This window comes from Streptomyces sp. Inha503 (assembly GCF_047215865.1).
Taxonomy (GTDB): Bacteria; Actinomycetota; Actinomycetes; order Streptomycetales; family Streptomycetaceae; genus Streptomyces; species Streptomyces lycopersici.
Map to the genome: position 1 here is coordinate 1,134,232 of NZ_CP178360.1, position 12,023 is coordinate 1,146,254.

Annotated in this window: 11 protein-coding genes; 4 read left to right on the top strand and 7 right to left on the bottom strand. The window is 71.3% G+C overall.

The window, feature by feature from the left end; translation table 11 throughout:
• Window positions 1-30: 30 nt before the first annotated feature.
• From dapE to ACJX2R_RS05195, 6 genes are all read right to left on the bottom strand, one after another.
• Complete coding sequence (dapE, locus tag ACJX2R_RS05170; protein ID WP_413098989.1) at window positions 31-1,089, bottom strand: succinyl-diaminopimelate desuccinylase; 1,059 nt, start codon at window positions 1,087-1,089, stop codon at window positions 31-33.
• Window positions 1,086-2,561, bottom strand: a complete 1,476-nt coding sequence (locus tag ACJX2R_RS05175) for an amino acid permease (protein ID WP_413098990.1) — start codon at window positions 2,559-2,561, stop codon at window positions 1,086-1,088. The genes dapE and ACJX2R_RS05175 overlap by 4 nt, the downstream gene beginning before the upstream one ends.
• 129 nt (window positions 2,562-2,690) lie before the next feature.
• A complete protein-coding gene (locus tag ACJX2R_RS05180; protein WP_413098991.1) occupies window positions 2,691-4,007 on the bottom strand; it encodes an MFS transporter in 1,317 nt (438 codons plus the stop codon).
• A 2-nt stretch (window positions 4,008-4,009) separates the two neighbouring features.
• A complete protein-coding gene (locus ACJX2R_RS05185; protein ID WP_413098992.1) occupies window positions 4,010-5,377 on the bottom strand; it encodes an NAD(P)/FAD-dependent oxidoreductase in 1,368 nt (455 codons plus the stop codon).
• Window positions 5,378-5,491: 114 nt separating this feature from the next.
• Window positions 5,492-6,082 (bottom strand): helix-turn-helix domain-containing protein, encoded by a 591-nt coding sequence (locus tag ACJX2R_RS05190; protein WP_413098993.1) that lies wholly within the window; start codon window positions 6,080-6,082, stop codon window positions 5,492-5,494.
• 64 nt (window positions 6,083-6,146) lie between these two features.
• Complete coding sequence (locus ACJX2R_RS05195) at window positions 6,147-6,725, bottom strand: TetR/AcrR family transcriptional regulator (RefSeq protein ID WP_413098994.1); 579 nt, start codon at window positions 6,723-6,725, stop codon at window positions 6,147-6,149.
• 141 nt (window positions 6,726-6,866) lie between these two features.
• Here ACJX2R_RS05195 and ACJX2R_RS05200 point away from each other — a divergent pair, with 141 nt between their 5' ends.
• Window positions 6,867-7,607: an SDR family oxidoreductase gene (locus tag ACJX2R_RS05200; protein WP_413098995.1), complete on the top strand. Its 741-nt coding sequence runs from the start codon at window positions 6,867-6,869 to the stop codon at window positions 7,605-7,607.
• Between the two features lie 102 nt (window positions 7,608-7,709).
• On the opposite strand, the gene ACJX2R_RS05205 is transcribed toward ACJX2R_RS05200, so the two are convergent.
• Window positions 7,710-8,123 (bottom strand): hypothetical protein, encoded by a 414-nt coding sequence (locus ACJX2R_RS05205; protein WP_413098996.1) that lies wholly within the window; start codon window positions 8,121-8,123, stop codon window positions 7,710-7,712.
• 314 nt (window positions 8,124-8,437) lie between these two features.
• Here ACJX2R_RS05205 and ACJX2R_RS05210 point away from each other — a divergent pair, with 314 nt between their 5' ends.
• From ACJX2R_RS05210 to ACJX2R_RS05220, 3 genes are all read left to right on the top strand, one after another.
• Window positions 8,438-9,247, top strand: coding sequence for a hypothetical protein (locus tag ACJX2R_RS05210; RefSeq protein WP_413098997.1), 810 nt, complete (start codon window positions 8,438-8,440; stop codon window positions 9,245-9,247).
• Window positions 9,248-9,321: 74 nt separating this feature from the next.
• Window positions 9,322-10,512 carry a copper amine oxidase gene (locus tag ACJX2R_RS05215; RefSeq protein WP_413098998.1) on the top strand — a complete coding sequence of 397 codons (1,191 nt, stop codon included), beginning with the start codon at window positions 9,322-9,324 and terminating at the stop codon, window positions 10,510-10,512.
• A gap of 44 nt (window positions 10,513-10,556) precedes the next feature.
• On the top strand, window positions 10,557-11,918 hold the full coding sequence (locus tag ACJX2R_RS05220; protein WP_413098999.1) for a serine hydrolase domain-containing protein: 1,362 nt from the start codon (window positions 10,557-10,559) through the stop codon (window positions 11,916-11,918).
• Window positions 11,919-12,023 lie beyond the last annotated feature (105 nt).

Below are 12,023 nucleotides of genomic sequence, written 5' to 3' on the forward strand. Positions count from 1 at the left end.
GCGCGGCGGAGCCCGCGCCCCTGCGGGGCTTCAGCCGAGCCAGCCCATGAGCCGCGCCTCGCACTCCCGCAGCTGCTCCACCGGCACGTACTCGCCCGCGGTATGGGCCAGGGACGGGTCGCCGGGGCCGTAGTTGAGCGCCGGTGTGCCGAGCGCGGCGAAGCGGGCGACATCGGTCCAGCCCAGTTTGGGGCGGGGCGCCACGCCGAGGTACGCCACGAGCGAGGCGGCCGCTTCCCGGTCCAGGCCGGGGAGGGCGCCCGGGGTGTTCTCGGTGATCTCGACCTCGTACTCGGGGAAGAGGTCGCGTACGTACGCCTCGGCCTCCCGCGGTGAACGGCTGGGCGCGAAACGCAGGTTGACCGTGATCACGCACAGGTCGGGCACCACGTTCCCGGCCACGCCCGCGCGCACGGCCACGGCGCTCAGCCCCTCGCGGTACTCCAGCCCGTCGATGGTGATCCGCTCGGCGGTGTGGTCGTCCAGGCGCCGCAGGACGGCGGCGGCGCGGTGGGCGGCGTTGACCCCCTTCCAGGCGCGGGCGGTGTGCGCCCGCTCGCCGCGTACGGCGATGTCCGCCATCAGCACACCCTGGCAGCCCGCCTCGACACCGGCGTCCGAGGGCTCCATGAGGATCGCCAGATCGGCCCGGACCAGCTCGGGGCGTTCCGCGGCGATCCTGGCCAGGCCATTGCGGTCGCCCGCCACTTCCTCGCATTCGTAGAACACATAGGTGATGTCGTGCGCGGGCGCGGGGAGTGCCGCCGCGAGCCGGAGGGCGACCGCGACACCGCCCTTCATGTCGCAGGCCCCGAGGCCGTACAGCAGTCCCCCGTCCAGCCGGGAGGGGAGGTTGTCCGCGGCCGGGACGGTGTCCAGGTGCCCGGCGATGACCACCCTCCGGTCGCGGCCCAGCTGGGTGCGGGCCACGACGGAGTGGCCGATCCGCTCGACGGTCAGCCACGGCAGGGCGCGCAGCGCGCTCTCGACGGCGTCGGCGAGCGGGGCCTCGTGGCCGCTTTCCGAGGGGATGTCGACCAGGGCACGGGTGAGCGCGAGCACATCGGCGGCGGGGTCGAGCGGGGTCATGGGGTGGTCTCCGGTTCGGGGGCGGGGCGGTTGAGGGTGGAGTGCCGGATGCCGTAGAGCCCGTAGATCGCGAGTCCGACCGCCATCCAGGCGCCGAAGGCGATCCAGGTGTCGGCCCCGAGCCCGTACATCACATATCCGCAGCAGGCCACTCCCAGCAGGGGTGTCACGGGCGCGAGCGGCACCCGGAAGCCGCGTGGCGCGTCCGGCTTGCGCCGGCGCAGGATCAGTACGGCCAGGTTGACCAGGGCGAAGGCGAAGAGGGTGCCGATGCTGGTGGCGTCGGCGAGGTCGCCGAGCGGGATGAGCGCGGCGAGGAGGGCGACGAAGGCGGAGACGATGACGGTGCCCGCGCGCGGCACTCCGGTGCGCCGGTGGACCCTGGAGAACAACCCCGGGACGAGCCCGTCGCGGGACATCGAGAACAGGATGCGGATCTGCCCGTACTGCACGGTGAGGACCACGCTGGTGGTGGCGACGACCGCGCCGATGGACAGCAGGATCGGCCACAGCTCGCCACCGCCGACCGAGCTGACCAGGACCTGGCTGAGCGTGGCCTCGGTGCCCTCGAACCGCTGCCAGGGCATCGCGCCGACCGCCGCCAGCGCCACCGCGCAGTACAGGGCGGTGACCAGCCCGAGCGAGAGGACGATGGCGCGCGGCAGGTCGCGCTGTGGGTGCTTGGCCTCCTCCCCCGCCGTGGAGGCGGCGTCGAAGCCGATGTAGGAGAAGAAGAGCGAGGAGGCGCCCGCGGTCATCCCGGCCGTGCCGAGGGGGAAGAGCGGCCGGAAGTTCCCGGCGTGGAAGGCGGTGAAGGCCACCGCGCAGAAGATGACGAGCGCGGCCAGTTTCACCGCCACCATCACGGTGTTGACCACGGCGCTCTCCCGGGCGCCGCGCAGCAGCACCACCATGGCGAGGACGACGATGGCGGCGGCGGGGACGTTCAGCACCCCGCCGTCGCCGGGCGGGGCGGCGAGCGCGTCGGGCAGGGTCCGGCCGACGGTCAGCTGGAGCAGTTCATTGACGTACTGGCCCCAGCCGACCGCGACCGCGGCCACGGAGACGCCGTACTCCAGGATCAGACACCAGCCGCACACCCAGGCCACCAGCTCGCCCAAGGTGGCGTAGGTGTAGCTGTACGAGGACCCGGCGCCCGGGATCATGCCCGCGAGTTCGGCGTAGGACAGGGCGGAGAACAGCGCGGTGACCCCGGCGAGGACGAAGGAGAGCACCACCGCCGGGCCCGCCTGGGGCACCGCCTCGCCGAGCACCACGAAGATCCCGGTGCCGAGCGTGGCGCCGACGCTGAGCAGGGTGAGCTGGGTCAGGCCCAGGGTGCGGCGGAGCGGACCGCCACCGGCCTCGGCGACCAGCTCCGCCACCTCCCGGCGGCGGGTCAGCCTGCCGACCGGGCCGGGGGCCTGCCCCGGGCTCCGCCGGCCGTGCGGTTGTGTTCGCACACCGTTCACATTGCCTCCCTTGTCCGCGCCGCCGCGCTGTACGGCCCCTGATGATGCGGAAGGGAGCGGGCGGGGAGGTGCACGCATCGGCCAAAGACCCGCCCGTGACTTTGACCGTTCGGCCAAGGCCGGCCGCGGCTACGCCGTCCGCGAGCGGCCCAGCAGCGCCAGGGAGCAGACGAGGGACACGGCCACCAGCACCATCTGGTAGATCACGACCGGCACGATCGATCCGCCGGTCGAGTGCAGCAGCCACTCGCCGACCAGGGGTGCCGTACCGCCGATGAGCGCCGAGCACAGCTGGTAGGAGAGGGAGATACCGGTGTAGCGCACCGAGATCGGGAAGGCCGCGGCGAGCAGTCCGGCCAGGATCGCGTAGTTCATCGCGCCGGTGATGCCCAGGAGAGAGATGCCGAGCCCGACGACGACCGGCTGGGTCGTCGAGACACAGGCGTACATCACCGGCACCAGAGCGAAGTTGAGGCCCAGCAGGGCCGCCACGGTGCGGCGCGGGCCGAAGCGGGCGGCCAGCACCACTCCGAAGGGCTGGGTGATGAACTGGAGGACGCTGTAGACGAGCAGCACGTTCAGCATGGTGGAGCGCTCCATGCCGAGGCTGTCGGTGGACCAGGACAGGACGAAGGTGGTGATGAAGTAGGTGGCGGCGATGCCGATGGAGCTGGCGAGCACGCCGAGTGCGAGGGATCCGGGGTGGCCGGTGACCAGCTCCCGCAGGGGCACCTTCGCGACCTGCTTCTCGTCGCGCAGCCGGGCGAACTCCGGGGACTCCTCGACCTTGAGGCGCACCACCAGGCCGATGACCACCATCACGGCGGAGAAGAGGAACGGCACGCGCCAGCCCCAGGCGTCGAAGTCGTCGTCCGGAAGCTGGGAGAGCAGCGCGAACATCCCGGTGGCCAGGATCGATCCGGCCGGGGACCCCTGCTGGGCGAAGGCGCCGAACGACAGCGCCTTCTCCTTGGGCGCGTGTTCGCTGGCGATGAGGACGGCGCCGCCCCACTCGCCGCCGACCGCGATGCCCTGCACCATGCGCAGGAGCACCAGCGCGATCGGCGCGGCGACGCCGACCTCGTCGTAGCCGGGGAGCAGCCCGATCAGGGTGGTGGCGATGCCCATCATCAGCAACGTGGTGACCAGGGTCTTCTTCCGGCCGATCCGGTCGCCGAGGTGGCCGAAGACGATGCCGCCGATCGGCCGGGCGAGGAAGCCCAGCCACAGGCTGCCGAACGCCTGAAGCGCGCCGGTGGTGTCGCCGCCGCCACCGAAGAAGATCTTGCCGAGGACGAGCGCGGAGGCGGTGGAGTAGATGTAGAAGTCGTACCACTCGACGGTGGTGCCGATGAACGAGGCGAGACCGGCCTTGCGGGCGGTCCGCTCGCGGTCGGTGGCCGGGGCGCGGTCGGTGGCCGCGGCGGTGGCGGTGGGCTTGCTCATGGTCAGCGTCCAGATATGCGGTCGGCGAGACGGGCGATGGGCGATGTGGTGGTGCGGCCGTAGGACTCCGCGCGGTCGGCGGCGCGGTACGCGGCGTACATGCCGTGCACCCCGATCCACCGGAACGGTTCGGGCTCCCAGCGCCGGGTGCGGTGGCCGACCCAGGGCAGCGCGGTCAGCTCGGTGGACCGGCCGAGCAGCAGATCGCGCAGGGTGCGTCCGGCGAGGTTGGTGGCGGCCACGCCATGGCCGACGTAGCCACCCGCGAAGCCGACGCCGGTGGCGGGGTCGTAGTCGATCGAGGCGCACCAGTCGCGGGGCACGGCCAGCACCCCGGACCAGGTGTGGTCGACGGCGGTCTCTGCGGTGTCCGGGAAGAGGCCGGTGAGGATCCGGCGCAGGGCGCGCACGGTGTCCGCGCTGGTCTGCCCCGCCCGGTCGGTGCGGGAGCCGAACTTGTAGGGCACGCCGCGGCCGCCGATGGCGATCCGGCCGTCCGCGGTGCGCTGTCCGTAGGTGTACGCGTGGGTGGCGTCGCTGAGGAGTTCCTGCCCCTCCCAGCCGAGCCGCTTCCACAGCTCGTCGGGGAGCGGCTCGGTGACGATCATCGAGGAGTTCATCGGCAGCCAGGTGCGCCGCTCGCCCTCGATACCGCTGGTGAAGCCCTCGGTGGCGCGGACGATCCGGCCCGCGCGGATGGTGCCGAACGGGGTGCTGACCCGGCCTGGGGCGATGGCGGTGACCGGGGTGGACTCCAGGATCCGCACACCCCGCGCCTCCACCGCGGCGGCCAGGCCGCGCACCAGCTTGGCGGGGTGGACCCGGGCGCAGTGCGGATTGTGGTAGCCGGCCAGCGCCCCGTCCAGGCGCAGCCGCTCGGCGAGCCGGGGTGCGCTCAGCCACTCCAGGTCCTGCCCGCCCCAGTGGCTCAGCTGGTCGTACGCGGCGCGCAGCCGGGGCAGTTGGGCGGCGCCATGGGCGACGGTGAGATAGCCGCTCTTGACGATGTCGGCCTCGATGCCCTCGGCACGGGCCACCGAGATCACCTCGTCCACGGTGTGGATCATCTCCCGCTGGAGGGCGATCACGGCCTCGCGTCCGCGCTTCCTCGCATAGGTCCCGGCCGACCCGGCGATCTTGCAGCTGAGCCAGCCGGCGTTCCGCCCCGAGGCGCCGAATCCGGCGAACTCCCGCTCCACGACGGTGATGTCGAGATCGGGGGCGGCCTGTTTGAGGTAGTACGCGGTCCACAGCCCGGTGAAGCCCCCGCCCACGACGCACACATCGGTGGCGAGGTCGCCGTCGAGCGGCGGACGCCGTTCGGGGAAGCCGGTCTGGCGGTACCAGAAGGACACATTTCCGTTCAGCACTGCGGCACTCAGCCAATCGTGGTCGAACGGCCGCTGGTCGGGCGGCCTGGGATGGCCCCGGTTTCATCGCGGATCGAAGTGGTTCGAGGAGGTGAGGGATGTGCGGAGGGGTGGTCAGTAGCTGGGTGGGCTGATCACCCACAGCACCCGGGCGGCCGCCCCGGCGCTCTCGCTCAGCCGGTGGGGTACGGCCGAGGAGTAGCGGATGCTGTCACCGGCCCCGAGGGTGAAGGAGCGGTCGCCGAGCTGGAGTCCGACCGTGCCCTCGAGGACGTACAGGAACTCCTCCGAGTCGCCGTGGCTGTAGAGGGTCTCTCCCGTGGAGCCATGGGCGTCGAACTCCCCCAGGAACACTTCGAGATGGTGCTGCGGCCCCGGGGTCAGCCGGAACTTGCGCCCGCCGAGCACCCCGAGGGCGAGCCGGGGCGCCTCCTCGGCGCGCAGCACGCTCGGGCCACTGGTGAAGTCGTCGCCGAACAGATCGGCCACCTTCAGGCCGAGCGCGGCGGCGACCTGCTGGAGGGTGGCGATGCTGGGATTGGCCTGCCCGCGCTCTATCTGGCTGAGATAGCCCTCACTGATCCCGGCGGCGTCGGCGACGGTCCGCAGCGTCAGCCGGCGCGCCTTGCGCAGCGCGCGCAGCCGGTCGCCCACGGACTCGTCGCCGGTTTCCGCGGCCCGGTCCGTGGTGTGTTCGTTCTCCATGGCCGCACACGTTAAGAGCGCTGAGTGGATGGCACAAGAGTCTGAACTGAAAACTCAGAAATCTTTACTGATCGGATCCGGCGCTCAGTCCGTCCAGGGTGAGGTCGAGAAGGCGGTCCGCCTGCTCCCGCTGTTCGGGCTTCCCCGAGGCGAGGGCGATGCCGGTGAGAGCGGCGAACATATCGGTGGCGGTGATGTCCGACCGGATCACACCGGCCGCGACGGCGGCGTCCATCAGCCGTGAGAGCGCGTCCTGGATCATCTCGTGGCTCTGCGCGTACGGATTGACGCCCGACGCGACCACGCCCCGCAGCGCGTCCGCCATGCCCAGCTTGGCGTTGGCGTAGTCCATGAAGCGGGCCAGCCACGCCCGCAGGGCCTCGCGCGGGGGCAGGGCCGCCAGCAGTTCGGGGGCGGCGGCGCAGAGCCGGGCCAGCTCATTGCGGTAGGCGGCCTCGATCAGCAGCTCACGGGTCGGGAAGTTCCGATAGAGGGTGCCGGTGCCCACGCCCGCCTCCTTGGCGATGCGCTCCAGGTGGGCGTCCAGCCCCTCCTCGGCGAACACCCGCACCGCGGCGGAGAGGATCTTCTCCCGGTTGCGCTGTGCGTCGGCCCGCAGCGGGCGCCCTGGATCCCTGGCCATCGGCGGCTCTCCTCATTCCCGGTTGCTAAGTGGAGGCACACCCACTTAGTGTGGGGTGAAGTGGCGGCGCCTCCACTTCTCACTGTAGGCCATCGCCCCCTCTCCCCTGCCCCCCGCAACGTTTCCCTGGAAGGAATCCCCATGACATCGGGTATCGAAGGCAAGGTCGTCGCCATTACCGGCGCGAGCAGCGGTATCGGCGAGGCGACCGCGCTGCTGCTGGCCGAGCGCGGCGCCAAGGTCGTCCTCGCGGCGCGGCGCTCGGACCGCATCGAGGCACTGGCGGCCCGGATCGCCGGGTCGGGCGGCGAGGCCGTCGCCGTCGTCACGGATGTGAAGCGGCGCACGGATCTGTCCCGTCTGGTCGCGACGGCACGCGAGCGGTACGGAAAGCTGGACGTCCTGGTCAGCAACGCCGGTATCAGCCCGATCTCCGCCCTCGACGATCTGCGCGTCGAGGACTGGGAGGCGATGGTCGACGTCAACATCAAGGGGGTGCTGTACGGCATCGCCGAGGCCCTGCCGGTCTTCCGCGAGCAGGGCTCCGGGCACTTCGTGCACACCCTCTCCACCGCCGGGCTGACCATCGTCCCGACGATGTCGGTCTACGCCGGCACCAAGAACGCCGTGCGCGCCATCTCCGAAGGGCTGCGCCGGGAGGCGGGCGAATCGCTGCGGGTGACCACCGTCTCGCCGGGGTACACCCGGACCGGACTCGCGGATTCCATCACCGACCCGGACGCGAGGGGCGCGATCCAGGACGGCATGGACAAGATCGCGATGCCCCCGGACGCCATCGCCCGCGCCATCGCGTTCGCCATCGAGCAGCCGGCCGGTGTCGACGTCGGCGAGATCGTGGTCCGTCCCACCGCACAGAACTGAGCTCCACGCCCGGGGATCGACCGGCGGGTACGGCACCCGGCACGGCCCCCTTTCGGGCGGCGCCGAGGAATAACGGCGCGGATATTACGGTGGAATATTCGCTCACGATCGCCTTTCGTTCGGTGCGGAGTGCAGACGATTGAGGGCGTGACGTGCGCTCACGGCACCGATACCGTCCAGATCACGAAGCTGACGCGCGGAGAAACCGGAGAGCAGTTCGAGATTGTCGATACCGGCCCTGAGCAATGCGTTGGCCAAACGATGTCCGATTCTGTCGTGTCCGAGGGCATCGAAGAGTTCGCCCCCCTCACAGGAACCGCAGCGCCGCCCGGGCGCGTTCGGCGTCATTTCCCGGGCGCCGCACCCACCGCACATATCGATCACCCGACCATCCCATCGCGCCCTTGACCAGCTCATCTGGACGATGACTTCGCGAAGCGCACCGACGCTGTCGGCCGCTGAGGAGGAATGAGTGGCGCCACAGATGTCACATCGAATGGTGATCGAATGGCTCATGTGAGCATGATGGCAGAGAGCCTTTCCAGCAGCCTTCCCCGTCATCACTTTGCGGCCGCGCGGCCGCCCGTGGAACATGCGTTTCTCACAGCCGCTTGATGACAAATGCGACTGTTACCCCGCCCGGAGTGGTGAAAGCGTGAGCTAACAGTGGACAGCCAAGAGTCCGGGGGGAGTCCGCGCGAGCCGTTGTCAGCGGCTTGAATCCCGTCCGCGCGACAGGGAACGCACCAGCGACAATCCGGTATCCGGCCGAGTGCTGTCACCGCGAGCCCCACCGGGCTCACTTGACCGACAACGGAAGCGGCTGGGTGATGACAGACAACGCGACGGACAAGGGTGCGGCCGATACCAGGGGGCGCCGTCACCGGAGATGGCGCGTATCCGCGGCGCTGGGTCTGACGGCGGTGCTGGCGGGCGGCGGGATCGCCGCCCTCCGCACCGCCGGATCGCCCGCGTCCGATGCCCCGGAGCCCGCGGCCGCCGTCGCCTCACACTCCGGCCGGCTGACATCCGAGGAGTCGCGCGAGGCGTCCCGTATCGCCATCGACGCCGCCCCCGGGCCCGGGACCGCGAAGGACCGTCAGAAGGCGGCAGAGAAGAGCGACGGGGAGCGGAACGCCGCGGGCGGCTCCGGTGCCGAGCCGCTGGACACCCGCCGTCCGCCCCGCGCCAAGTCGGCGTCCTCCGACCCCGACGGCCGGGCCGAGGTCCAGCTCTACGACTACGCCTCGGACACCCTCATCACCAGGGTGGTCGATCTGCGCTCCAAGAAGGTCCTCGACTCCACCCGCCGGCACGGCGTCCAGCCGCCTCCCACCCTGGCCGAGGCACGCGAGGCGGTGAAGGTCATCCTCGCCGACCGCGGGCTCGGCCCGGGGATGCGCGAGTCCTACGCCTCGCAGACCGGGAAGCGGCTGACCTCGCCCGCCCAACTGCGGCTCCAGAGTATGTCGTTCCTCGGTTCCCGGGCCGAGGGGGTGGACGGCGCCCGGAAGGTGTCCCGGTGCGGTGAGCACCGGTGTGTGCAGCTGTTCGTGCGCGTTCCGGGTGGCAAGTGGATCGACACCAGCCGGATCGTCATCGATCTGTCGGCCAGGCGCGCCGCCGTCATCGGCCTGTGAGGGGAGCCTTGTCCGTGTCCAGTCTGTTTCGGCGTGCCCGTGTGTTTCGTGCTCGTGTGTTGCAGCGTCCCCGTGTGCTTCGGCGTGCCCGTGTGCTGATCGCCGTGGTGGGATTGCTGGCCCTGTGGGTGCCGGGCCCGGCCTCCGCCGCGCCCGCGAGGGCCGCGGCGGAGCCGTCCTGCCCCGCCGCGGATCGCATCGACACGACCCTCAAGAACGGTGCCCGGTGGCAGATGTGCTGGGACATCGACCGCAACACCGGTGCGGTGTTGAGCGATGTGATCTACACCCCGAACCGCTCCACCCCCACCCGGGTCCTCAAGAGCGCCTCGCTGGCCGAGGTGCATGTGCCCTACGACAGTGGTCAGCCCCGCTTCTACGACGTCTCGTCCATCGGCTTCGGCGATCTGGAGCAGGGCACGCTCACCCCGCTCAGCGCCAAGGACTGCCCCGACGGGCGGCTGCGCGACTTCCGTGACACCCCGGTGCTGTGCGTCGAGGAGCAGCCGCGGCCGTTCGCCTACAAGAGCGCCGTGGAGAAGGGCGTACTGCACGGCACCGATCTGGTCGTCTTCTCGGTCTCCGAGATCGGCTGGTACGACTACATCACCGAGTGGCGCTTCTCGGACGACGGCTCCATCACCCCCCGGTCGGGCGCCACCGGAAGCCTCTCGCCGTTCCAGTTCTCCGACGCGAGCAGCGGCTGGCCGACCGGGGTGGGCTCCACCCGGTTCAGCGAGAACCACTCGCACAACATCTTCTGGCGGCTGGACTTCGACGTCGACGGAGAGTCGAAGAACACCGTGGAGCAGTACGACTACCTGGGCAGCGGCACGGCCGCGCGCACCACCAAGCGCACCGTGTTCTCCCGTGAGACCGCGGCGGACCTCGCGCCCACCCGCTTCTGGCGGGTCGTCAACCCCGCCGCCGAGAACGCCGACGGCCACGCCAAGTCCTGGGAGATCGACGACCACCAGAGCGATCAGTACCGGGGTCCGCGCGAGACCGAGGAGTTCACCCACCACGACATGTACTTCACGCAGTACCGGGAGTGCGAGCGGCTGGCCTACGGCAACACCGCCCCGGACTGCGCCACCTCGGTCGACAAGTACACCGGCGGCGAGAAGCTGACCGACCCGGTCGCCTGGGTCAGTGTCGACTTCCACCATGTGCCCAGGGACGAGGACCAGGACCCCATGCCCACCCACTGGCAGGGCTTCAGGATCGTGCCCCGGGACCTCACGGCCACGAGCCGGCTGCCATGACCCGGTCCCCGTCGCCCGTCCCGTCCCCCGGCAAGGAGTGCACCGTGTTACGTCCGACCCCGGCCCCGTCCGTCGAGGAGCGGTCGAAGACACGCCGCGTCCTCGAGGACCGGCTGACCGCCCTGGCCCGCGCCCATCAGGTGCCCGGGGCCCAACTCGCCGTGCACGGCGGCGGAATGACCCTCGCCGTGGAGACCGGCGTCCTGGACGCGGACACCGGCGAGCCGTGCACCGCCGACGCGGCCGTGCCCATCGGCTCCATCACCAAGGCGTACACCGCGACCGTGGTGATGCTCCTGGTGGCGGACGACGATGTGGAGCTGGACGACCGGCTCGGCGACCATGTGCCCGAGCTGCGGCGGGCCGGTCCACCGTGCACGGTGCGCCAGGTGCTCAGCCACACCGCGGGGCTGCCGTCCGGGCCCGACTCCGACCAGGTGGCCTCGCTGAGCGCCGCGCGCTATCTGCTGGACCACTGCACGGACCGCACCCTGGTGATGCCCCCGGGGACGGACTTCTCCTACTCCAACGCGGGCTATGTGGCCGCGGGCCGGCTGATCGAGACGGTCACCGGGATGAGCTGGCAGGAGGCCGTACGGTCGGTTCTGCTCGATCCGCTGGGCACCGTGCCGTCCTTCATCGGCACGGCCGGCGCCCCGCACCGGCCCACGGCGCGCGGCCACTCGGCCAACAAGGCCACGGGCAGAACACGGCCGGTGCGGCAGAACCTCGCCCCCGCCGAGGCCGCGGCCGGTGCTCTGAGGGTCAGTGCCCTCGATCTGGTGGCGCTGGGCCGGGCCCATCTCGGCGACGCGGCCGCGGGGTTGCTGCCCCGCGAGCTCGCGGAGGAGATGCGCCGCCCGGTGCCCGGCGCCGACCCCGGGGTGCTGGCCGACGGCTGGGGCCTGGGCTGGGGGCTCTTCCGGCACGGCGACACGCTGTGGTTCGGGCACGACGGCAACGCCCAGGGCACCTCCTGCTTCCTGCGGGCCGATCCCGCCACCGGAGCGGTGGTCGGTTTCACCGCCAACGCGGGCACCGGCACCGAGCTGTGGAACGAACTGACCGATGTCCTCGGCGAGATCACCGGTGTCCGGGTGCCCCCCACACCCACCCCACGGCACCGGGCCACCCCGATGGCCGCCACCTCGCAGTGCACCGGGATCTATCTCAACGGCGACATCGAGTACCAGGTGACCATCGGCGACGGGGGCGTTCTGGCCCTGTCCGTGGACGGCGACCTCCCCGCGCCACTGGTCTGCCACGAGGACCTCACCTGCGATCTGGTGGACCCCTCCTCCGGACGCCGGCTCCCCGGCGGGCGCTTCGTCCGCGATCCGCGGACCGGCGCCGTGGACCGGATCCAGCTCTCGGGCCGGATGGCCCGTAAGAGCGCCCTGGTCTGAGGTTCCCCACCGCCCCGCACACGGCCGCTCTCCCCACGTCTCCCCCGGCCGGGTGCGGGTGCGACGGCTCGGCGCCAGCCGGCCCGAGCCGCCCCCCATATCCGC

Coding starts and splice junctions, on each gene's coding strand:
- ACJX2R_RS05210 (WP_413098997.1), top strand. CDS start 8,438: ATGACAGACAACGCGACGGACAAGGGTGCGGCCGATACCAGGGGGCGC.
- ACJX2R_RS05205 (WP_413098996.1), bottom strand. CDS start 8,123: ATGAGCCATTCGATCACCATTCGATGTGACATCTGTGGCGCCACTCAT.
- ACJX2R_RS05190 (WP_413098993.1), bottom strand. CDS start 6,082: ATGGAGAACGAACACACCACGGACCGGGCCGCGGAAACCGGCGACGAG.
- ACJX2R_RS05180 (WP_413098991.1), bottom strand. CDS start 4,007: ATGAGCAAGCCCACCGCCACCGCCGCGGCCACCGACCGCGCCCCGGCC.
- dapE (WP_413098989.1), bottom strand. CDS start 1,089: ATGACCCCGCTCGACCCCGCCGCCGATGTGCTCGCGCTCACCCGTGCC.
- ACJX2R_RS05200 (WP_413098995.1), top strand. CDS start 6,867: ATGACATCGGGTATCGAAGGCAAGGTCGTCGCCATTACCGGCGCGAGC.
- ACJX2R_RS05195 (WP_413098994.1), bottom strand. CDS start 6,725: ATGGCCAGGGATCCAGGGCGCCCGCTGCGGGCCGACGCACAGCGCAAC.